The organism is Phytohabitans sp. LZ39, assembly GCF_059359075.1.
Genome location: NZ_JCADBM010000031.1, coordinates 66,559 through 87,658, shown reverse-complemented (window position 1 = coordinate 87,658; position 21,100 = coordinate 66,559). Strand labels below are relative to the sequence as shown.

General features: G+C 72.5%; 18 protein-coding genes. 6 read left to right on the top strand and 12 right to left on the bottom strand.

The window, feature by feature from the left end; translation table 11 throughout:
• Positions 1 to 26 precede the first annotated feature (26 nt).
• The gene (locus AC5L36_RS40465; RefSeq protein ID WP_441224117.1) at positions 27 to 2,081 is read left to right on the top strand and encodes a helix-turn-helix transcriptional regulator; all 2,055 of its coding nucleotides are present in this window, start codon (positions 27 to 29) and stop codon (positions 2,079 to 2,081) included.
• 100 nt (positions 2,082 to 2,181) lie between these two features.
• On the opposite strand, the gene AC5L36_RS40460 is transcribed toward AC5L36_RS40465, so the two are convergent.
• Complete coding sequence (locus tag AC5L36_RS40460; protein WP_441224116.1) at positions 2,182 to 3,207, bottom strand: hypothetical protein; 1,026 nt, start codon at positions 3,205 to 3,207, stop codon at positions 2,182 to 2,184.
• A gap of 206 nt (positions 3,208 to 3,413) precedes the next feature.
• Between AC5L36_RS40460 and AC5L36_RS40455 the strand changes: the two genes are divergently transcribed.
• The gene (locus AC5L36_RS40455; RefSeq protein ID WP_441224115.1) at positions 3,414 to 3,935 is read left to right on the top strand and encodes a GNAT family N-acetyltransferase; all 522 of its coding nucleotides are present in this window, start codon (positions 3,414 to 3,416) and stop codon (positions 3,933 to 3,935) included.
• A gap of 27 nt (positions 3,936 to 3,962) precedes the next feature.
• Here AC5L36_RS40455 and AC5L36_RS40450 read toward each other — a convergent pair whose 3' ends face one another.
• The 9 genes from AC5L36_RS40450 to AC5L36_RS40410 form a co-directional block, all read right to left on the bottom strand.
• Positions 3,963 to 4,790, bottom strand: coding sequence for a hypothetical protein (locus tag AC5L36_RS40450; protein ID WP_441224114.1), 828 nt, complete (start codon positions 4,788 to 4,790; stop codon positions 3,963 to 3,965).
• Positions 4,787 to 5,374, bottom strand: coding sequence for a hypothetical protein (locus AC5L36_RS40445; protein WP_441224113.1), 588 nt, complete (start codon positions 5,372 to 5,374; stop codon positions 4,787 to 4,789). The genes AC5L36_RS40450 and AC5L36_RS40445 overlap by 4 nt, the downstream gene beginning before the upstream one ends.
• Before the next feature lie 5 nt (positions 5,375 to 5,379).
• Positions 5,380 to 5,997 (bottom strand): hypothetical protein, encoded by a 618-nt coding sequence (locus AC5L36_RS40440; RefSeq protein ID WP_441224112.1) that lies wholly within the window; start codon positions 5,995 to 5,997, stop codon positions 5,380 to 5,382.
• Positions 5,994 to 7,478 (bottom strand): alpha/beta hydrolase, encoded by a 1,485-nt coding sequence (locus AC5L36_RS40435; protein ID WP_441224111.1) that lies wholly within the window; start codon positions 7,476 to 7,478, stop codon positions 5,994 to 5,996. Before AC5L36_RS40435 ends, AC5L36_RS40440 begins: the two co-directional genes overlap by 4 nt.
• A gap of 5 nt (positions 7,479 to 7,483) precedes the next feature.
• On the bottom strand, positions 7,484 to 8,641 hold the full coding sequence (locus AC5L36_RS40430) for a lipase family protein (RefSeq protein ID WP_441224110.1): 1,158 nt from the start codon (positions 8,639 to 8,641) through the stop codon (positions 7,484 to 7,486).
• A complete protein-coding gene (locus AC5L36_RS40425) occupies positions 8,638 to 9,786 on the bottom strand; it encodes a glycosyltransferase (protein ID WP_441224109.1) in 1,149 nt (382 codons plus the stop codon). The genes AC5L36_RS40430 and AC5L36_RS40425 overlap by 4 nt, the downstream gene beginning before the upstream one ends.
• A gap of 66 nt (positions 9,787 to 9,852) precedes the next feature.
• On the bottom strand, positions 9,853 to 12,372 hold the full coding sequence (locus AC5L36_RS40420) for an ATP-binding protein (protein WP_441224108.1): 2,520 nt from the start codon (positions 12,370 to 12,372) through the stop codon (positions 9,853 to 9,855).
• Positions 12,373 to 12,540: 168 nt separating this feature from the next.
• Positions 12,541 to 12,744, bottom strand: coding sequence for a response regulator transcription factor (locus AC5L36_RS40415; RefSeq protein ID WP_441224107.1), 204 nt, complete (start codon positions 12,742 to 12,744; stop codon positions 12,541 to 12,543).
• 59 nt (positions 12,745 to 12,803) lie between these two features.
• The gene (locus AC5L36_RS40410; protein ID WP_441224106.1) at positions 12,804 to 13,568 is read right to left on the bottom strand and encodes an alpha/beta fold hydrolase; all 765 of its coding nucleotides are present in this window, start codon (positions 13,566 to 13,568) and stop codon (positions 12,804 to 12,806) included.
• 56 nt (positions 13,569 to 13,624) lie between these two features.
• Here AC5L36_RS40410 and AC5L36_RS40405 point away from each other — a divergent pair, with 56 nt between their 5' ends.
• Positions 13,625 to 14,287 (top strand): TetR/AcrR family transcriptional regulator, encoded by a 663-nt coding sequence (locus tag AC5L36_RS40405; RefSeq protein ID WP_441224105.1) that lies wholly within the window; start codon positions 13,625 to 13,627, stop codon positions 14,285 to 14,287.
• Here AC5L36_RS40405 and AC5L36_RS40400 read toward each other — a convergent pair.
• Positions 14,277 to 15,242, bottom strand: a complete 966-nt coding sequence (locus AC5L36_RS40400) for a quinone oxidoreductase family protein (RefSeq protein WP_441224104.1) — start codon at positions 15,240 to 15,242, stop codon at positions 14,277 to 14,279. The two genes, AC5L36_RS40405 and AC5L36_RS40400, sit on opposite strands and share 11 nt — an antisense overlap.
• A complete protein-coding gene (locus tag AC5L36_RS40395) occupies positions 15,242 to 15,922 on the bottom strand; it encodes a hemerythrin domain-containing protein (protein WP_441224103.1) in 681 nt (226 codons plus the stop codon). Before AC5L36_RS40395 ends, AC5L36_RS40400 begins: the two co-directional genes overlap by 1 nt.
• Positions 15,923 to 16,036: 114 nt before the next feature.
• Here AC5L36_RS40395 and AC5L36_RS40390 point away from each other — a divergent pair, with 114 nt between their 5' ends.
• The 3 genes from AC5L36_RS40390 to AC5L36_RS40380 all read left to right on the top strand — a co-directional run bounded on the left by AC5L36_RS40390 (position 16,037) and on the right by AC5L36_RS40380 (position 21,082).
• On the top strand, positions 16,037 to 19,327 hold the full coding sequence (locus AC5L36_RS40390) for an ATP-binding protein (RefSeq protein WP_441224102.1): 3,291 nt from the start codon (positions 16,037 to 16,039) through the stop codon (positions 19,325 to 19,327).
• Between the two features lie 284 nt (positions 19,328 to 19,611).
• On the top strand, positions 19,612 to 20,499 hold the full coding sequence (locus AC5L36_RS40385) for an alpha/beta fold hydrolase (RefSeq protein ID WP_441224101.1): 888 nt from the start codon (positions 19,612 to 19,614) through the stop codon (positions 20,497 to 20,499).
• Positions 20,483 to 21,082: a CGNR zinc finger domain-containing protein gene (locus AC5L36_RS40380; protein WP_441224100.1), complete on the top strand. Its 600-nt coding sequence runs from the start codon at positions 20,483 to 20,485 to the stop codon at positions 21,080 to 21,082. The genes AC5L36_RS40385 and AC5L36_RS40380 overlap by 17 nt, the downstream gene beginning before the upstream one ends.
• Positions 21,083 to 21,100: the final 18 nt, after the last annotated feature.

Below are 21,100 nucleotides of genomic sequence, written 5' to 3'. Positions count from 1 at the left end.
GCGATATGTGTCCTTGGGGGCAGACCATGATCACGCGGCTGAACCACTCCGCCAACTGCGTCCACGGGACCGCCACGGGTGACCTTCTGGAGATCACGCGGCTCGGCGCGGCGTGCGAGGCGATCGCCACCGCGATAGCCGTCTGGGGAAGCGCCATGGATCCTCTCGCCGCCTCGGAGGTCAGCGAGCTGCCGCCGGAGACCGCCGAAACGGCCATCGACGACCTGCTCGCCGCCGACGTGCTCCGGCGCGGCGACAACGGGCTTGTCTTCCGGCATGACCTGCTGCGTCAAGCGGTCGAGCGAGGCATCGGCTGGCGGGCGCGGCGCACGGCGCACGGCAAAGCCGCGGACCTGCGCCGCCGGCGTGGCGAGCCGGTCGACACATGGGCCGCTCACGTGCAGGGGTCCGCCTCGGTCGGCGATCTGCGGGCGGCACGATGGCTGACCCGAGCGGCGGCGGCCGTTCGACCCCGGTCGGCCGAGCTGGCGGCGGACTGGTACCTGGCCGCGTTGCGCCTGATACCCGAGTCGTCGGCCAATCGGGTGCGCTGGGGACGACTGCTGCTCGGGCGAGCGGAGGCGTTGATGGCGGCCGGGTGCTTCATCGAGGGCCGCGACGCCGCGCAGAAGGCCCTGCAACTGCTTCCACGCCATGGTTGGCGCGTCATGCGCACCGCGCTGATGCTCGCCGCGTTCGCCGAACGCTGTCTGGGCCGATTCGACGAGGCCATCGCACTGCTCGCCCGAGCCCGTGACCTCGCCCGGCCGGGCGAGGTCGCCTTGGCACTGGCCGACATCCACATTCTGATGGGCGAGTTCTCGACCGCGGCACGATACGCCGAGCAAGCCGAGGCCCACGAGCAGGCCGTGGATGGCGCGCGTTTGGGGGCCAAGGCCGGCACCCTGGCCGTGGCGCGCTACCTCAGCGGCGACATCGCCGGCGCGCGGCGCATGACCGAAGACATGGGAAAGCTGATCGACGCGGCCGCCGACCACGAGCTTGTACCTCTGCTGCCCGGCCTGAGCTGGCTCGGCTGGACCGAGTTGTTCCTCGGCTACCACCGGGAGGCCGAACGCCGTCAGGGCCGCGCGGTGGCGCTGGCCCGCCGCACCCGGCACAACCACTCGCTCATCATGCTTCTCGTCGGACGCGGCACCGCGCTGCGGCACCTCGCCCGACTCGACGAGGCCGGCGAATGCTACGACGAGGCGTACACCGCCGCGGTGGCCTCCGGGAGCGATGTCCTCACCGTCCTGACCTTGACGATGCAGGCCCGCCTGGAGCAGTCGCGCGGCGACGTCGACGCGGCCTTGGGTTTGGCCAAAACGGCCGCCGACATCGGCAGGAGATCGACCGGATGGTTCGCCGCGCACGCGGCCGCGCTCCACGCACAGATACGGCTCGACTCCGGCGACGCCGAGGGCTGCGTCGACGACATCCTGCGGGCGTGCGGTGGGCGCGACCTCGTCCGGATCGACCCGGCCAGCCGGCCACACTGGTACGAGGTCCTGTGCCGGGCGTCGCTGGCCTCCGGCGATCTGCACGGCGCCCGCGAATGGGCCAACCGCGTCCGGGGTGCGGCCGCCACACTCAAGCTGCCCGCCGCCTACGGCTACAGCCTCCTTGCCGGCTCCCACATCGCCGCGGCCCAGGGACACCTTCGGCAATCGGCAGACCTCGCCCGGGACGCGGCACAGCATTTCGACGGCACCGGCGACTGGCTGGATTCGGTCCGTACGAAGCTCTTCGCCGGCATCGCCACGCGCTCCGAGTCTCTGCTGAGGCAGGTGCTCCGGCAGGCGGAGCAGTTCGGCGCCGAGCCGCTACGGGAAACCGCGCGCAAGGAGCTCGAGCGTCTGGCTCAGCGCCCGGACAACGGCCCGCTGGCGGTGCTGACCCGTCGCGAGCGGCAGGTCGCCGAGCTGGTCGCCGCCGGCAGCACCAATCGGCAGATCGCTGGTGAACTTCACCTCAGCGTCAAGACCGTCGAACGTCACCTCGCGCGGATCTTCACCCGCCTGGACATCTCGTCGCGGGCCAAACTAGCTGCCATGATCGCCACCGAAGCCAACAGCTGACGGCGAGTCGCTCCAGCGGGTGAACGGGCGGCCCACCTTGATGGGCCGCCCGATCAGTGGTGAGTGTGCGACGACGCCGTCCCGCATGGGCGGCCGCGCGCTACCCGCAGCGCCAGCGGACCGCGCGCTCCACGCCCCGCTGGTCGGTCACCGCGCCGGCGACGGTGTGCCCGCCGTCGCTGACGTCGATGGCGACGCCGTTCACCGGAGCGCCCTCGACCAGGCCGGGCAGGGCCATGTCTCCGGCGTCGGTGACGACCAGCGGAGCGTGGGCGGTGCTGCTGCCGGCCAGCCAGCCGTCGGCGTTCACGCCGACGCTGAAGAACAGCTGCGGGTACGCCCCGGCCGCACCGCCCGGCAGGTGCCACCGCACCGTCACGACCTCCCCCGCCGCGGTGTCGGCCGAGCCGGTCACCCAGCCGTTTCGGATACCGACCGCTCTGGTCGTCGGGCCGAGACCGGGCGGGGCCTGGAGCAGCAGCGCTTTCGCGCCGGGCCGCCAGACGATGCCGCGCCCGATGCCGTCCTTGCCCCACATGGTGCCGACGACCGTGCCATCCTCGTCGATGTCGTGCGCCGACGCGGACGCCGCGCCGGCCGGCAGTGGCAGCTTCTCCGGACCCGGACGGGTGGCGTCGGCCGACCAGCGCACGGCCACGCCGGCCGCGGTGTTGCCGGCGACGTCGCCGCGATCGTTGATCGCCCTGGCCTCGCCGGTCACCCCGCCGGGCAGCGGCCGCACCCGCCCGTTGCGGTAGATCCACGGGGACAGCGCCTCGGACGTGTCCGGGTCGGCGCTGCTGCCGACCGCGACGCCGGCCGAGTTGACATCCTCGAGCTGTTGCCGGGTGCCCGGAATCGGGACCGCCGTACGCACACCGTTGTCCCAGATCACCGGGTACCGGGCGGCCGGATCCTCCGCTTGGTCGGTCCAGCCGTATCCGAGGATGTACCGGCCGGTGGGGTCGGCGCCGGTCACGAAACTCCAGACCCATTCCTTGTGCTCGTCCAGCTGACTGATCGTGCATCCGGTCGCCGGCGACGGTCCAGCCGCCGCGGCTCCCGGCACCGCCGCCAAAGCCAGCACCACGACCGGCACCGACCACAAGAGTCGCCTAACGCGCATGACATCCTCCCCGTATCGATGGTTGCTTCCCTGCGTTTGCACAGGTCAACACGCCTACGGGTTGTTTGGAAGCCACCCGTTCGGTAAACAACGCCGGGCTGCGGCCGCACCCTCGACCTCCGCCGCCACGCCCGCGTGACCGCGTTCACGGCTCGAATGCGGCGATTTGCTCACAAGGGCTGATCGACTGGCCGCAGGCTTGGCGGGTGAGCGTCTTCCAGATCGAGCCCGCCACAGAGCTCAGCCCCCTCGAACCGATGCTCGACCGATACGTACGGATGGTCGTCGAGCGGATGGCGGCCGACTACGGCGTGGATTTCGGCGACCCGGAGCAAGCCGTAAGGCACCACAACGCCCGGTTCCGCGACGAATCAGCGAGCTTCCTCAAACCACCGGGCCTGCTGCTGGCCGCCTACCTCGACGGCGAGCCGGTCGGTGTCGGCGGATTCAAAGCCGCCGGGCCTCGGCGCGGTGAGATCAAGCGCATGTACGTCGAGCCCCGAGCCCGCGGTCTGGGCATCGGCCGGGCCATCCTCGAACGGCTGCTCGACGCCGCGCGGCTGGGAGATTTTGACGTGGTACGGCTGGAGACCGCGTCGTTCATGGCAGAGGCACTCAGCTTGTACCGGTCGGTTGGTTTCACCGACGCACAGCCGTTCGAAGAATCCGAGACGGCCACGACCGGGATGAAGGGCATCGTCTTCCTCGAGCTCGACCTGAAGGCGTAACTACGGGTCGGGCAGCCGGAACGGTCTTTACGAGAGCGTGGGACGATGCCGGCCGAGGGCCGCGCCCAGCAGGGCCGGTGGCAGCGTCGACATGAACGGGATGGTCAGGGCGAACGCGGCGCCCGCGGCGGCCGCGCCGAAGGGACCCGGTGTGGCGCCGAGGACGGCGGCGACCGACGCGACAGCGGCCATCCCCGCGCTCAGCGCCACCACGCCGCGCGTCGGCCGTGTGGCGAGCCATCCGGCGCGGTGGGCCGCCACGGCTAGCAGGGCGGCGCCGAGGTAGGCCAGAACGACGTAGGCGACCTGCATGAGGTCGAGCCAGACCAGCAGCAGCGTGAGCAGGTCCGGTTCGCCGTCCAGCCCGCGCAGGTAAACGTGGGCCTGCCACGCCCGGTCTTCGACGGCCGCCTGTGCCGGCGCGAAACCGGACAGCACGACCGCGGCCCGGGCCAGCAGGTTGACCAGGTAGCAGGTGGTGCCCACCACGACCGCGGTGACCGCCAGAGCGGCCGGACCGCGGCCCGGCCCTTCCCACACGCGTACGCAGACGAACACCGCGCCGACGAGCAGGACGGTGCCGGCCGCGGCGAGCGCCCCGGCGTTGGCCACCATCGCGACGGGCTCCCGGGCGGTGGGTGCGCCGGTTAGCGCGGCCAGCGAAAATATCAACCCGGCCGGAGCGACAAGCAGGCCGGCGAGCGTGCCGGCATGGCGCACCACGACCGCGACCGCGGCGAGGTAGGCCAGGTCGAGGATCAGAAACACCGGCAACGGCACCAGCTCGGCCACGGCGTAGGCGACCGTGAGCAGCAGGCCCACCGGCCACACCGCCCACGCGAGGTACCGGCTCACGTTTCGTTGACCCGCGGGCTGCACGAGGTTTCCCTCTCGGTCTTGTGGCGGCGCAACGGGATCGCGCACGCCAAGGCCAATGAGACGTACAAAGTGGAGAAGAGCGTGGCCGCCCAGGCGCCCTTCGGCGTGTCCGCGCCGAGAAGCATGGCCGGCACCAACGCGAAGCCGACGACGCCGCACACGATGCGCCACCAGCCCGCGCGGCGGCCGGACAGTGAGTAGCCGGCCAGCATCGCCAGCAACACCATGCCGATGGACGCGCTTCCCTGTCCGGTGCGGATGAGGTGCGGGATCGCGCCGGGGATCGACAGCACGCCGACCGGGAAGAGCAGTGGGGCGAGTGCCAGCCAGCGAGCCGGTCTCCGGTCGTCCGTGCGCCGAAGGTGTTCGGCCCACCCCAGCAGGGCGCCGACCAGCGCGCCGGGCAGCAGGAGGCACAGGAACGTGCCGACCCAGGTGTAGCTGGACTCGGTCCCGGCGAGATGCGTCATCCAACCGCGCAGGCTCGCGGCCCAGGTGAGGCCGAGCAACGCGCCCACGGTGACGGGCAGCGCCAGCTCGCGCCGGCCGGTGTGTGCCACGGCCGTCATCGCGCGGCGCGGGTCGGCGCGTCGGGCAGTGTCGCCCGCCCGCTCGGCGATTCGGCCAGCGTCCAGCCGAGGATGGCGAACAGCAGCATCCACCCCGCGATCACCACCTGGCCGGGCCCGAACCCGGCGACGATGCCGGGCGTCAGCGGGGCGAAGACGTAGATTCCAAGGGCGAGTGGAAGGTACCGGCGCCATCCGGTCCAGGTCTTGGCGCGCAGCACCGCGATCCCGGTGAGGATCAGGAAGAGGCCGGCCGCGATCGATGCCAGGCCGTATCCGGCCCCGACGGTATCGGTCGAGTCTTTGGCGGCGAGCGAGACGATCTCCATCGCCGCCAGACCCACCATCGCCAGCACGCTGCCGGCGATCCCGATCCGGCCGAGCCATGAGCGTCCCACGGCGCCGGAAGTCCCGAGGGCGATCAGCAGGACCGCCAGGCCCAGATCCCGTATGGTGAGCACCACCTGCGCGATGGTGAAACCCGTCGCGGTGAAGGGATAGCTGTACACGCTGTCGTCCACCGCGGGCGGGTAGCCGATCCACACCAGGCCGGCGAAGACACCCGCCACACCCGCGCACATACCGATGAGGCCCAGTCCCCCGTCTCTGCTCATGATGTCGTCCCGGGGAACGGGTCGGTGTCGTCGCGACAGGTGGTGCCCTCCGGCGGCAGGGTGCCGTCGGTGAGATAGGCGAGCGTGGGCGCGATCAGGCACGGGTTGCCGGAGGTGAGGCTGGCGTGCCCGTCGGCCTGGTGGGTGAGCAGCCGGGCGTTGCCGAGGTCGGCGACGAGCTGCCGGGCGCCGGCGTACGGCGTCGCGGGATCGTGGGTGTTGGAGACGACGAGGATCGGCGCCGCCCAGTCCGGGTTGCGGATCCGGCCGCGAAACGCGTCGCGGTCTTCGACCGGCCACAAGGCGAGGTCGAGGTTGACCAACCCGTTCACCCACCAGAAGTGGGGAAACATCCGGTACGCGTGGGCGGCGTCTTGCACATAACCGCCTACCGGCGAACGCGGAAACCGCTGATCGACGGCGAGCACCGCGAAGCGCTGGTCGATGGCGCCGTCCTCGTGTTCGCGCAGCAAGTCCACCATCGGTGTCGCCTGGCCGGCGGCCACCGCGGTGAGTGCGGCGGCGAAGGCGCGCCACCGCCGCGGCGTGTACATCGCGTGTAGCGCGGCCTCGCGCACGCCGTCGCCGGACAGCTTCGGCCGCGCCGGGTCGCCGGTGGGCAGCGGCGTGCGGTCCAGGTCGGCCAGCAGGGTGTCGAGGGCGTCCTCCGGATCCGCGCCGCCGAACCCGCAACGGGGGCCGGCGGCCGCGCAGCGGGCGAAGAACCGATCGAGCTCGTCCTCGAACGCCGCGGACTGCTCCCGCCCGCTGGCGATCGGGTCGTCGACGAGGCCCTGCACGTTGTCGGCGCTGGCCAGCACCATGGCACGTATCCGGCCGGGAAACATGCTCGCGTAGGTGGCGCCGATGTCGGTGCCGTAGGAGATGCCGAGCGCGGTCAGCTTCGCGTCACCCACCGCCCGCCGCAGCAGATCGACGTCGCGCGCGACGTTGGCGGTGCTCATGTGCGGCAGGATCGCCCGGTTGTGCTTCAGGCACGAGCGCCCGTACGCCCGCGCCGCGTCGGCGTACGCGCGCTGGTCGATCGTGTCGGGGCGGGCGAAGAACGACGGTGGCGTGGCGCGGCAGTCGACTGCGGGACGGCTCGCGCCGGTGCCCCGCTGGTCGAACCCGATCACGTCGAAGCGGGACAGCAGCGCCAGCAGCTGCGGCGGTGAGTTGCGCAGTACGTCCACACCGGACTGTGCCGGCCCGCCGGGCAGCTCGAACAGCGAGCCGATGCGCCGGGCCGGATCGGCGGCCGGTTTGCGGATCAGCGCGATCGTGATGGTCGGCCCGCGCGGCTCGTCGTAGTCCAGCGGCACGACGGCGTCGGCGCACTGGAAGCCACCACCGCAGTCGGTCCACCGCAACGCGGGCACCGTAGCGGCCGCGGACGCGCCGGCGGCGGGTATGCCCAGCGACAGCCCGGCCAGCAAGGCGACACAGCCGGCGACCGCGCGCCACTTTTCTCGTCTCATCACGTTCACTTTCCGACCCGGGCGGCGGCCCAGGTGAGCAGTTCGGGCAGGGCGGCGGACATCGCTCCGCTGTGGTCGGCGCCGGGGTAGAACCGGAACGTCACGTGGCTGCCGGCGGCGGCCAACTTGTCCGCGGTGGTCTTCGAGGCGGGCGGGTAGACGACCGTGTCGGCGGTGCCCTGCGCGATGAACACCGGCTCGCGGTGCCGGACGATCGGGATGTCTGCCTCGCGTTCCATCAGCCGGGTCAGCCGCTCCCGCTCGGCGGCGTCCACGGCGTACACCTCCGCGGCCGTCCGGCCGGCGAGCAGCTGACTCAGCGCGGTGAAGCAGATCTCGGTCCGCGCTCGGGCGAAGACCTCCGCGCCCGCGGGCGTGAGGTGGCTGGCGGGGTCGAAGGTGCGCGGGTGGGTGGCGCCCAGCATCTCCAAGGCCAGCAGCACGTTCGGGATCGCGGGCGCCGCCGGCTCGAACGGGCGGGCGACCTCGATGAGCGTGCGCCACTGCGAGGGCGGTGCGGTCGCGATCGCGCCGCGGTAGTCCAGCTCGGGCGCGTAGCGGTGGGCCATGGCGCCGGTGAACAGCACCGCCTGCCCGCCTTGCGACTGACCAACCGCGAGCCAGGTGCGGCTCAGCGACCGCTCCACCGTCCGCGCGGCACGCACCATGTCGACCACACCGTATGCCTCCGACCGGCCGTGCAGGTACGGGTGCGGGCCGGGCGTGCCGAGGCCCTCGTACTCGGTGGCGACCACCGCGTACCCGGCGGCCAGCCACGCCGACAGATAGGTGACGTCCCGCGCCGAGCGGCCGCCGACGGACTGGGCGCACGGGTCCGCGACACCTACGGTCCCGTGCGCCCAGCTTATGACCGGCCACCCCCGCTTCGGGGCCGTGCCCTCGGGCACGAACACGGCACCCGCCACGACCACGGGACGGCCGGCGAACCCCGTGGAGGTGTACCGGATCCGGTGCGCGGCGGCCGTACCCGGAAGCCACAGCGACGCCGGCAACGGCTCGGCGAAGACCGGACGGCCGGGCCGGTGGTGATGCCCGCCACCGGCCTGCGCGGCGGGCGTGACGGGCGCGGCGGCGAGCACCGCGGCGGCCAACGCCGCGGCTATCCATTTGACGATGGGCTTGACGACGGCAGAGGTTCTCATCGAGCGGCCGCCCCGTTGAGCGTGGCTAGGACGTCGTCGGCGCTGGGCATGGCGTCGATCTCCGCACGCAGGGTCTGCGCGGCCGTGGCGAAGCCTGGCTCGTCGAGCAGCCGGCGCGCCGCGGCGCGTACCGCCTCCGGTGTGACCGTCCCCGGCGGAAGCACGATGGCGGCACCGGCCGCCGCGGCCGCGGCCGCGTTGAGGAACTGGTCGGCGCCCTGCGGCAGGATCAGCTGCGGTAGGCCGTGCGCGAACGCGCCGAACATCGTGCCGGCGCCGCCGTGCGAGACGACAAGGCGGCAGTGTGGCAGCAGCAGCGCCTGCGGGACGTACCGCTCGACCAGCACAGTGGACGGTTGCGGGCCGAGCCGGTCCGGATCGCCGTCTTGGCCGACCGTGACGACCACCTGAAGGTCCAGGTCGCGTAGTCCCGCCAAGCTGGCGCGGAACACGTCCGGCGCGTCGTGGAAGACGGTGCCCAGGGTCAGGTACGCGACGGGCCGGGTGGCAAGTGCCTCAGGCAGCTGGTCTGTGGTCCGCACGTCGCCGGCGTACGGCCGCAGCGGGATACTGTCCACATAGGCCGGATCGCCGTCCGGGCGCAGAGCCGGTGGGCAGATGTCCAGGTACGGCGCGGCGAAGACGGCGGCGGTGAGATCCGGCACGTTCCACGGGTCGTATACGTCATCCATGGCCGGTGCGAGCATGGCTCGCAGTGGCGCGGGTGTCGTGAGGCTGAGCCCGTGGGTGACGTGCCGGGCGCCGGACCGGCGGGCGGCGATCGGCGCGGCGAACTCGCCCGGCTCGTGGATGATCAGGTCGGGCCGCCATGCCTCGGCCCGTGGCACGAGGTCGACGGCCCGCTTGGCTGCTGAGGCGCCGAAGAGTACCGCGATGTCGAGTGTCGCCTGCTGCTCCGGCGGCACCGCTTCGAGGCCGGACAGCACCGCGTTTCGCTCAGCCCAGGACTCGGCGAAGGTCGGCCCCACTCCCCAAGTGTCGAAGCCGCGCTCGGCAAGGTGGGCGGCCAGGTCTGGCCCGGTCGCGATCACGACCTCGTGGCCGGCTCGCACCGCGGCCCGGGCGAGGGGAAGCATCGGGTAGAGGTGCCCGTACCCGGGGCAACCGCTGAACAGGATTCGCATAGCCCAGTTGTACGGCCGTGACGTGGAGCCCGGCATCGGCAACGACTACCCACTTGTCGGCGCCGGCTACCCAACTTTCGCGAGCGACCTCGCCACGGCAGCCGCCTCCCGCCGGGACGAGACACCGAGCTTGTCCAAAGTGGAGGCCACATGCCGGTCGACGGTGCGTACCGAGAGCACCAGCTTCGTGGCGATCTCGGCGTTGGTCAACCCTTCGGCGACCAACGCCAGCACGTCGGCCTGACGCCGGGTCAGCCCGGCGGGGTGGGAGCGGGTGGTGGCCACGGGGCCGCGCGGGATCGTACTCACGCCCCGGTCGCGCAGCCCGCGCCGGACCAGGCCGGCCGCCGCGACGGCTCCGAGCTCGTCCAGGATCCGCACCGCTTCGACGGCGGACTCGACCGCGCCGGAGTCGACCAGCGCCAACGCCCGCTCGTACGGATCGTCCTCCACATCGGAGGCTTCAGGTACCGCGGGCACCGGCACGCCCGCGCGCCGGGCGTAGCGCCACAGCTCGGCGGTGACCGGCTCGGCGCCGGGACGGGCCGCGTGCGGTCGCCACTCGTCGAGCACCGCGGTGGCGACGTCCGGCCGCCCGGACAGCCAGGCCCACTCCGCCAGGCCGCTGCCCGCGTACGCCAGCCCGATCAGGGAGCGCTGGGCCAGTGCACGCCGCCAGGCCGCCTCCAGCAGCGGTCCGGCCTCGGGCGCGCCGCGCCGGGCAAGCAGCCGGGCATGCAGCGGCTCGGCATACGAGCGCAGTATGCCCGGGTCCTCATCCGGTTCGGCCAACGCGGCCAGCCCGGCCTCCGCGCCGGACCAGTCGCCGCGACGCAGCCGCAGCAGGCAGGCGTGGACCTCCAGGTTGTACGCGTGCGACAAGAACCCCCGGTCCCGGGCGAACGCCAACCCGTCGGCCAGGCAGCGCTCCAGGTCCGCGAGGCGGCCGTACCGGTACAGCAGCTCGCCGAGGTTGGCGTAGGCCCGCGCGGCGTGCTCGTGGTGGCCGTGGGTGAGCGCGAGGTCGAGGCTTTGGCGCACCAGGCCGATGCGACCGTCCGGATCGAGGTCAGGCCGGGTCAGGCTCTGGTAGTTGAGGCAGAGCTCGACCAGGTCCACCCGGCCCGCCCGCTCGGCCAACTCCTGCGCTCGGGCGAGCGTGCGGTCGGCGCGGGGATCGCCGACAAGTGCCAGCGTCGCCCCGTGGTTGGTCACCGCGTAAGCCGTCGCGGATGCCGATCCGGCCCCGTCCAGCATCTCGACCGAGGCCCGCGCGGTCCGCTCCGCCTGGTCGGTGTCGCCTACGAGGTAATAGAGCCGGGACAGCCGTACCAGTGCCTCGCCGTGCGCCACCGCGTCGTCCAAGCCCGCGTACCGGGCCACCGCCCGCTCGCCCGCCTCGACCGCGGCCGCGAACCGGTGCGCGTTGCGCAGCTCCCAGGCGTACCCGTCGAGGACGGCGGCACCTTGCTCAGGCGGCAGCTGGTCGGCGTGCGCGGCGGCGGCCTCGAAAAGCGCCAACGCCTGGCGGTGGGACCCGGCGGCCGTCGCCTCCCGTCCGGCCGTTGGGGCATACTCCAGCACCGTATCGGCGTCGCCCGCGCGCGCGGCGTGGTGCACCAGCCGGGCCGGATCCGGCCGATCCCGGCGCCGCAGCGCGGCGATCACCGCCCGATGTAGCACCCGGCGGCGAAGCGCGGGCAGGCTGGCTTCGATCGCCTGCCGCGCCAACTCGTGCCGGAACGCCACGCCGGCCGCCCGTACCCGCAAAATGCCCTGCTCCTCAGCGGGCACGAGCGCGTCCACGTCGCCGCCCAGCAGATCATCCAGCAACCCGAAGTCGACCCAGCCAGGCACCACGGCGAGCTGGGCCAGCGCCGCCTGGCATGCCGGATCCAGCCGCCGGACGCGGGCGAGCACCGCCTCGGCCACCGTGGCCGGCACCTGCCCCGGCGCGACGGCGAGCGCCTCGGTGACGAAGAACGGATTGCCACCGGTGAGCTCGTGCAGCGACGCCGCCCACCAACCGCTGCCCGCGGCGAGCTCGCCGACCGCCGTCACCGACAGCGGCCGCAGGACCACCTGCCGGATCGCCCCGGCGCTGAGCCAGCGCTCCAGCCGATGCCCGGCCGGTGCGCCTCCATCCCGAACGGTGACCACCACGACCGCCGGCAGATCCCCCACCCGCCGCGCCAGATGGCCGAGGACGTCCAGCGTCGCGTCGTCGGCCCAATGCACGTCCTCGATCACCAGCACCGTCGGCCTCGGGCCGGACAGCTCCGCGATGGCCGCCTCGAACACACCGCCACCATCCGCGGCCAGGGCCGCCGCCAGAAGGCCCGTGGTGCCAGCCACCGCTTCCCGCAGCGCCCCGTGCGCCCTGGCCGTGACCAGGTCGTCACACCCGCCATACAGCACCCGCACGCCAGCGGGCAGCCCCTCCCGGAACACCCTCAGCAGACTCGACTTACCGATCCCGGCCTCACCCCGAACCAGCACCACCCGGCCCCGTCCGGCGACGGCGTCACCCACCGCCTCCAACAACGCCGCGAGCGCCCCCGCCCGTTCCAGCAGCACGTCCCGCACACCCGCCTCCCCCAAGGCCGGCTCACCCGAATAGTCGGTTACCTGAGCTGATCGAATACAGCCGCACGCACCGCGGTCGGACGGACCGCATTGGCGCCCGACCGGTGCGACGACGACAACCCAATGATCATCGAGGGGCCTGGGGAACATGAGGGGGAGAACCCTCAATCAGTCCCGGGCGCGGGCGACCATCGCCGCGAGCTTCGCGCGCGCGGTGATGTCGAGCTTGCTGAAGATCCGGGCCAGGTGACGCTCCACGGTCTTGACACTCAGGAACAGGTCGTGGCCGATCTGCCGGTTGGTGTAACCCTCCGCCACAAGGTCGGCGACCTGCCGCTCGCGTCGGGTCAGGACCGCCAGCGTTCGCTCCATGCTCGTCACGGTGTGCGGCCTGGGCTCGGCGACCGGATCGACCGGCCACGAAACCGCGTTCACCGCGCATCCACCCAGGCGGCGAGCACCTCGGGCTCGTTCAGGTAGACCTCGTGGTCGTCCGCGCCGGGCACGGCGACGTACGGGGTGCCGGTGATCTCGGCCAGCATCTTGGCGATCTCCAGGTGCATCGGGTCGGCCCGTTCGCCGACCGCGACGGTGACCTTGCCGGCGGGCAGTTCGCCGACCGCGAACGTGCGGCGGGTGATCAGCGGCCCGTCGTCACGGACGATGGCTTCGGCGTTGACGATGCTGCGCCGGACCTGGGGCGAGTCCGGGTCGGCCGCGCCGTTGCTGATGATCGCGAGCATGACCAGGTACGCACCGGTCCAGTCGCCGGGATGCGCGGCCAGGTGGGCGTCCACCGGCGCCATGATCGCGGCGTGGGTGGCCAGGCCGTCGGGCAGCACCGCGACCGCGGGTGGCTCCCATGCGATCGCCTCGCCGACCAGGTGCGGATGGCGGGCCGCGAGGGCCAGCGCGACCAGGCCGCCGGAGCTGAAGCCGAGCACGGTCGCCGGCCCGGCCGCCAACTCCGTCAGCAGCTCGGCCGCGTCGTCGGCGTGCTGGTCGGCACCGGACCCCGGCCAGTCCTGCCGGGTGCTCCCGCCGGTGCCGCGCCGGTCGTACCAGATCACCCGCCGCCCTCGCGCGGCGATCGCCTCGGCCTGCGGCGCCAGCATGCCGGCGTCCTCAGCACCCCCGTGGATCAGCAGCACCGGCCGGCCGGAGTCGACCCCGGCGGTGTGGAAGGCGAGTGTCACTTTGTCCCCCAATTAGTTTTACCTAGCTCTTATCGAATATGAGGTACAGTAAGCCAATGACCAGGCCGCCGGCAAGCCGCCGCTACGACGCCTCCAGCCGACGCGCCCAGGCGCAGGCCACCCGGGAGCGGATCGTGCGCGTGGCCACTCGCCTGTTCCTCGCCCACGGCTACGCCGCCACCTCGATGGGCCAGATCGCGGCCGAGGCGGGGGTCTCCACCCCGACCGTGTTCGCCGCCTACCGGGGAAAGGTCAACCTGCTCAAGCAGGCCATCGACACCGCGATCGTGGGCGACACCGCGGCTGTCGCCCTCAACGACCGGCCCGCGATGCGGGACGTCCACGACGCGCCAACCTCGACCGAGGCACTGCGCAGGTACGCGGCCGTCATCGTCGACGTCGCCGCCCGCGCGTATCCCATCTACGCCGTCGCTCACGCCGCCGCCGACGCCGACCCCCAGATCGCCGCCCTTGTCGCCGACCTGGACCAGCAACGGCTCACCGGCGCGACGCACATAGCCACCACCGTCGCCGACCGGCTCGGGAACACCGATCCAAGACACGTCGCCTACCTGCGGGACACCATCTGGACCCTCAACTCACCCCTGCTGTACGGGCTGCTGGTCCACCAGCGCGGCTGGACCGTCCACGCCTACCGCGACTGGATCGCGACCGCCCTCATCGCACTGACCACGCCCACCCCGACCGTCAAGGTGTGAGGCCGAGCTTGCCGACCGTGCCGCGCCGCTCGACGTCGGCCAGTACCCTCGGCCCGTTCTCCAGGCTGACGAGGGTGGCGGCCGGCGGCGGCTGCGTGGCGAAGACCTGCATGAGCTCGGTGAGGATCTCGGCCATGAGGTCGTGTTGGTGCATGAAGATGTGCCGCATGTTCAGCCCGAGCAGCTGCACGGGGTGGTCCCACAGCACCTCCCGGTTGCTGGTCGCGGTCTCGCCCGCGACGATGCCGACGACGACAAGCCGTCCGGTGTGCCGTTTCGTGACGGTCAGGCTGCGCCGGAAGACGTCACCGCCGACGCCGTCGAACACCACGTCGACGCCGGCCCCGCCGGTGAGCCGCAGCGCCTCGTCGGCGAAGTCCTCGTACCCCAGGACATCTGCCACGCCGAGGTCGCGCAGCCGATCCTGTTTCTCCACAGTGGACGTGGTGGCGAGGACGCGGGCGCCGAAGTGGCGGGCGAGGTGGACGGCGGCCTGCCCGACCCCGCCCGCGGCGGCGTGGATGAGCACAGTCTCGCCTTCGGTGAGCCGGCCGACGGTCCGCAGCGCGGCGTACGCGGTGGCCCAGTTGGACAGCAGCCCGATCGCCTGCGCGTCGGTCCAGCCCGCCGGCACCGGCACGAAGCCGGCGGCCGGCAGCGTGGCGTACTCGGCGAAGGTGCCGCCGCCACCACCGCCGTAGACCCGTTGGCCGATCGCCACGCCGGTGACGCCCGGGCCGGTGGCGACGATCTCGCCGACCAGCTCGTTGCCCGCGATGTAGGGCGGGGTGCGGCCGAACGGGTACGTGCCCCGGGATTCCTGGGTGTCGGCGAAGTTGATCCCGGCCACGGTGACCCGGACGAGCACCTCACCGGGGCCCGGCGTGGGGATCGGCATCTCGACAAGGCGGGCCGAACCGGGTCCGTCCAGGGAGGACACTTGCAGGGCGCGCATCAGCTGAAAGCCTTTCGGTAGCGGGCGGCGAACCTGCCGCGAAACATGGCGAGCAGGATCCTGAACGGCAGCGGCGCCTCCCGCTGGAGGTGTGCGCGCTCCTCGCCGGTGGCGTGGTGCTCGACCCACGGGATGAGCCAGCTCGCGTGCCGCAGGGTGACGCCCTTGGACATCTGCCGCTCGGCCCGCTGCCAGGTGGCGGCGGACACGTAGGTGCGGATGATCGGGAAGACCTCCCGTTCCTCCTCGGGGATGTGCTCATGGAGTAGTTGGCTCAGCTCGCCGGCGGTGGCGGCGAGGCTGGCGGCGTGCCGGGCCGGGTCCGCGCCGAAGTCGGTGATCGTGGTCCGCAGCCGCTCCAGTAGTGGGTCGAGGGCCTTGTGGTCGTCGACGAACGGGGTCAGGTCGACGGCGTGGCCGGCGGCGGCTCGGATGACCGGCCACAGCACCTCGTCCTCGCGGCGATGGTGATGGTGGATCTCCTGCACCATGTGGGTGCCGTGCGTGGCGAGCGCCGACGCTCGCGCCGCGGTGATCGCCGACGGGTCCCGCGCCAGTCCGGCGGCGACGTCCGCCAACCGCTGGACGTCGCGGAGCATGGCGCGGTGCACCATGGTGAAACCCATGAGGTTCGGCTCCGGCTCGCCGGACCGGCTCGGGTTGACGGTCTCGTTGTCCATGGTGCACAGCCTGACCCGACCGGCTTGCCAGCCACTGACAGCGCGGCTGTCAGCGCCCGGTCAGACGGCTTTCTTGCAGAATCCGGACGCCTGATTCGGTACCCTGCACAGGCCATGATCAGTTCGGAGACCATCGCGTTCCGGGTGCTCGGGCCGCTGGAGGTGCACGGATCCGACCGCCCGCTGGCCATGCCCGGACTGCGGCAACGCGCCCTGCTCGCCCGGCTGCTCGTCGAAAACGGGCGCACGGTGCCGGTACACCGGTTGGTCGGCGACCTGTGGGACGGTGATCCACCGGCCCAGGCGATCGCGACGATCCAAACGTTCGTGTCCCGGTTGCGGCGGGCGATCGAGCCAGACCGCGCGCCCCGCGCGGCACCGACCCGGCTGGTGACCGTCGCGCCGGGTTACGCCCTTCGGGCCGCGCCGCACGAGGTCGACGCGTGGCACTTCACCGAGCTGGTCCGGTCGGCGGCCACCGCCGGCGAGCCGGCCCCGGCGTTGGCCGTCCTCGACGAGGCCCTCGCGCTGTGGCGCGGGCCGGCCTACGCGGAGTTCGCCACCGAGCGATGGGCCCAACCCGAGGTCGAACGACTCACCGAGCTGCACCGGGTCGCGGCCGAGCGGCGCGCGGACGCCCTGATCCGGCTGGGTCGGGCACGTGAGCTCATCGCCGACCTGGAGGCGCAGGCGGTACGGTTCCCGCTGCGCGAGGAGGGGTGGCGGCTGCTCGCCTTGGCGCGCTACGCCTGCGGCCGGCAGGGTGACGCGCTGGCGGCGCTGCGTCAGGCGCGACAGACACTGCGCGAACATCTCGGCGTCGATCCCGGGCCCGCGTTGCGGCAGCTGGAGTCCGACATCCTGGCGCAGGCCACACACCTCACCCTGGCCCGGCCGATGCCGCCGCCCACTCCCCCGTCCCCACCCGCCGAGGTGGATCTGTTCGTCGGCCGGGACGTCGAGCTCGACCGGGTCCTGGCGGTCGCGGACCGTCCGGCGCTTCAGCTGGTACTTGTCACCGGTGAGACCGGCGCCGGCAAGAGCCGCCTCGCGCGCGAGGTCGCGGACCGGTTGCGCGGGCGCGGGTGGACGGTCGGGCAGGGCCGGTGCGCCGAGACCGATGGGATGCCGCCGGGCTGGGCGTGGATCGGCGCCGTCCGTTCGCTGGCGGAGGTGCGTCCGCCCGATCCGGCGGTCGCGACGCAGCTGGGATGGCTGCTCGCCGACGAGTCGCCGGCCGGCGGCGACCCGCTGGACGGCCGCCACCGCATACACCGCGCGCTTGGCGAGTACCTGCTCGCGTGCGGGCCGCTCCTGCTCGTGCTGGACGACGTGCACCGGCTCGACGAGGAGACCCTCGCGCTCATCGCCGGTGTCCTGCACACGCTGCGGGACAGCCGGTCGACGCTGCTGTTCACCGTCCGCGACGGCGAGTCCTCGACGCTGCTGGACGAGCTGCTCGCACTTGTCGCCGCGCACCACCCGGAGCGCGTCGAGCTCCGCGGCCTGCCTGACTGGGCGGTCAGCGAGATCGTCGCGGCCACCTGTTCATCCGATGTAGACAGCCAGACGCTCGCGGCCATCGCCGAGCGTACAAGCGGCAACCCGTTCTTCGTCCGCGAGACCGCCCGGCTGCTGGAGTCGGACGGGCCGGCCGCAGCGCTCTCGGTGGTGCCGGCCGGCGTGCGAGACGTGGTCCGGCGCCGGGTGTCGATGCTCCCCGCGACCGCGCGGACCGTCCTCGTGGCGGCCGCCGTGCTCGACCACCACATCGGCCTCGACGCGCTCGCCGAGGTGTCCGGCGCCGACGAGGAGTCCGTCCTGAACGCCGTCGAGGCGGCGCTCATGGTGGGTCTGCTCGTCGAGACCGGCCCGACCGCGGTGGCCTTCCCCCACGCGCTGGTACGTGAGGCGCTCTACGAAAGCGTGCCGCAGCTGCGCAGAGGCCGGCTGCACGCGCGCGCCGCCACGGCACTGGAACACTCCACCCCGCACGACGTGGCGACGCTGGCACACCACTTCGAGGCGGCCAACAGCCCGCAGCTCGCCGCATCCGCCAGCCGGTACGCCGCCTTGGCCGCCGAGGAGGCACAACGACGGTACGCCTACCGCGACGCCGACCGGCTGTGGCAGAAGGCGCTCGCCGCCCGCGACCGGGCCGGCGGCACACCAACCGAGCGGCTGCGGCTCCTGCTCGGCCGGGTCCACGCGCTGGCCCACGCCGGTGAACTGGTGGCCGCGCGAGCCCTGCGTGACGAGACGCTGCGCGAGGCGGCGGCGGTCGACGACCCGCTGCTGACCGCGCGAGTCCTCGCGTCGTTCGACGTGCCGACGCTGTGGACCAACCGTCCATACGGGACGGTCAACGCCGCGGTGATCGCGTTGACGACACGGACACTCGCCCGGCTGCCGGACGGCGACAGCGAGCCACGCGGCCGGCTACTGGTCAACCTCGCCCTGGAACTCGAAGGCGAGGACGACCCGCGCGGCCGCGCCGCCGCCACCGAGGCCGAGGCGATGGCGCGCCGGCTCGGCGACCCGCACCTGCTGATGATGGCGCTCAACGCGACGTTCCTCCAGTCGTACTCCGTCCTCGACCTGGACCAGCGGGTCCGCGCCGGTGACGAACTGCTCCACGTCGCGGCCGAACACCGCCTCTTCCACGCGGAGATCCTCGGCCGGATGGCCCTCGCCGGCGCACACACCGCCCGCGCCGACCTGGCCGCCGCCGCCGAGCACGTCGAAGCGGTCGGACGGCTCGCGACGACCTACGAGCAGCCGCTCACCCTCGGCATCGCCGGCTGCCACCGCGCGCTGCTGCACGCCGCCGCCGGCCGCCACGACGAAGCCGAGGCCGCCTACCTCGACGCCACCCGCCGCCTGGACCCCCTCGGCCGCTGGGGTGACGAACCGGACCTCATGGTGGTCGCCCGAGCCATGCTGGCCATCGACGCCGGCAGGGCGGCCGACGTGCCCCGGATCTGCCTCGGCCAAACCCCGAACAGCCAGCCCGAACTGCGCACCATGCCGGAACTGCGCGCGCTCGCCCTCGCACTGGCCGGCGACACAGACGCCTCGCGCGCCACGATCGAGGCGACATCGATCCGGCGCGACTACGTCTACGACCTGAGGTGGACCCTCCGCGCACTACACGCCTTGGCCACCCACGACCTCGCCCGCGCCCGCGCCGCGTACCAGGCCCTCCTGCCACTGGAAGACCTCATCGCCGGCGGCACCACCGCGAACGTCGCACTCGGGCCGATCGCCCACGTGCTGGCGGACCTCGCCGGCTTCCTCGCGCTGCCGGCTGACGCCCACTACGAACGAGCCGCGCGGATAGCCGGAAAGGCCGACGCACCCCTGTGGCACGAGCGAGCCCGAGCCCACCGTCCACTACTGGCCTGACCAGACCGCCGCGGCCCGACACGTCGGCGGCCGCGGGCCCGTGGGAGCAGCCGCACCAGGCCCCCACCGCCTGGTGTACGAACCGGGCGGCGTGGCCGGTGCCGACCCGCCGCAGCCGGGAACGACTCGAACGCGGCACCAGCCACCACGGCAGCTACGGGGTCGGCGACGCCGGGGGTTTCGGCAGCTTCTGACCGTCTCCGAGCCACCAACGACTAACTAACCCGTATCAGGGTAGTAAGGGGTTACCTGGCGTTGATGGCTCCGCGAGCCGGAGGATGCGAATGCAGACGATCCACAAGATCCGCCACCGACGGTGCGACGTCGACGGTCTGGAGGTGTTCTACCGGGAGGTCGGACACCCAAGCCGGCCGACGGTGCTGCTGCTGCACGGGTTTCCCAACTCGTCGCACGGGTTTCGCGAGGTCATGCCGCCGCTGGCCGACGTAGCGCACGTGGTCGCGCCCGACCTGCCAGGCTTCGGCCTGTCCTCGTCGCCAACCGTCGACGAGTACGACTACACCTTCGAAAACCTCTCGTGGACGATCGCGCACCTGCTCGACCGGCTCGGGATCGAGCGCTTCTTCGTCTACCTGCACGACTTCGGCGCACCGGTGGGTTACCACCTGGCCACCCGCGACCCAGCTCGGGTCCGCGGCTTGATCGTCCAGAGCGGCAACGCGCACGAGGACGGTCTGGGCGAGCAGTGGGACAGCGCCAAGGCGTACTGGGCCGACCCCAGCGACGACACGCGCGCCGAGCTGCCGGACTGGTTGAACTTCGCCGGCACGCGCGACCAGTACCTCGCCGGTCTGCCCGAGTACCTGCGCGAACTGCCCTCCCCCGAGTCGTGGCACCTCGACTGGGCGCGCATGACCCGACCGGGCAACCTCGACGCGCAGTTCGCGCTGTTCACCGACTACGCCAACCACGTCGCCCGCTTCGACGAGCTCGCCGAGTACCACAAGGCTCACCAGCCGCCGGCGCTCGTGCTGTGGGGACGGCACGACCCGTACTTCGACGTCGACGAGGTCCTCGCCTACCACCGCGCCCTCGAGCGCGTCGAGGCGCACATCTACGACGGCGCGCACCTGCTGTTGGAGACACACGCCGCCGAGTGCGCCGCGCTGATGCGGGCGTTCGTGCTGGACAACGATGGACACCCGGCGTAAGCCCCGAGCTCGCGGGCCGTGGCAGGACGGGCATTTCATCGGTGGCCACCCGGCGCTGGATCTGACCAACACGGTGTTCAACCGGACGCACCCGGTGCCGGACAACGAGCTGCTCAAGGCCCCGACCGACGTGCTCACCTGGTGTGCGTCCGTCGGGCTGTTCGAAGACGCGCCTGCCCTGAGCGACGCCGTCGCGGAAGGTCTGGTGACCGAGGTTCGTTCGATCCGCGAGCACGCGTGGGCGGTCTTCGACGCCGTGTCGCGCGGAGATGTCGTCCCTGGCGCCGCTCTTGGCGTACTGCTGGAACGGAGCGGGGCGGGCCTACGTGCTGGCCGGCTCCAGGGTGCCGACGCGCGCCTGGGTCACCTAGCCGCCGATTGGGCCGCACCCGGCGCGATCCCGGAGGCGTTGTCGCTGCTGTCGGTGCAAGCGCTGTTCACCCTGGCCGCCGAGCGGGTCCGGGCGTGCGGGCGGTGCGGCTGGCTGTTTCTGGACTCCTCGCGTGGCGGGCGCCGCCGGTGGTGCAGCATGAGCACCTGCGGAAACCGGGAGAAGGCCAGCCGCCACCGCCACGCGGCCTGACCCGCTCCCCCGCCACGC

Coding starts and splice junctions, on each gene's coding strand:
- AC5L36_RS40460 (WP_441224116.1), bottom strand. CDS start 3,207: ATGCGCGTTAGGCGACTCTTGTGGTCGGTGCCGGTCGTGGTGCTGGCT.
- AC5L36_RS40390 (WP_441224102.1), top strand. CDS start 16,037: ATGATCAGTTCGGAGACCATCGCGTTCCGGGTGCTCGGGCCGCTGGAG.
- AC5L36_RS40440 (WP_441224112.1), bottom strand. CDS start 5,997: ATGAGCAGAGACGGGGGACTGGGCCTCATCGGTATGTGCGCGGGTGTG.
- AC5L36_RS40380 (WP_441224100.1), top strand. CDS start 20,483: ATGGACACCCGGCGTAAGCCCCGAGCTCGCGGGCCGTGGCAGGACGGG.
- AC5L36_RS40435 (WP_441224111.1), bottom strand. CDS start 7,478: ATGAGACGAGAAAAGTGGCGCGCGGTCGCCGGCTGTGTCGCCTTGCTG.
- AC5L36_RS40400 (WP_441224104.1), bottom strand. CDS start 15,242: ATGCGCGCCCTGCAAGTGTCCTCCCTGGACGGACCCGGTTCGGCCCGC.
- AC5L36_RS40415 (WP_441224107.1), bottom strand. CDS start 12,744: ATGGAGCGAACGCTGGCGGTCCTGACCCGACGCGAGCGGCAGGTCGCC.
- AC5L36_RS40385 (WP_441224101.1), top strand. CDS start 19,612: ATGCAGACGATCCACAAGATCCGCCACCGACGGTGCGACGTCGACGGT.
- AC5L36_RS40430 (WP_441224110.1), bottom strand. CDS start 8,641: ATGAGAACCTCTGCCGTCGTCAAGCCCATCGTCAAATGGATAGCCGCG.
- AC5L36_RS40465 (WP_441224117.1), top strand. CDS start 27: ATGATCACGCGGCTGAACCACTCCGCCAACTGCGTCCACGGGACCGCC.
- AC5L36_RS40425 (WP_441224109.1), bottom strand. CDS start 9,786: ATGCGAATCCTGTTCAGCGGTTGCCCCGGGTACGGGCACCTCTACCCG.
- AC5L36_RS40405 (WP_441224105.1), top strand. CDS start 13,625: ATGACCAGGCCGCCGGCAAGCCGCCGCTACGACGCCTCCAGCCGACGC.
- AC5L36_RS40395 (WP_441224103.1), bottom strand. CDS start 15,922: ATGGACAACGAGACCGTCAACCCGAGCCGGTCCGGCGAGCCGGAGCCG.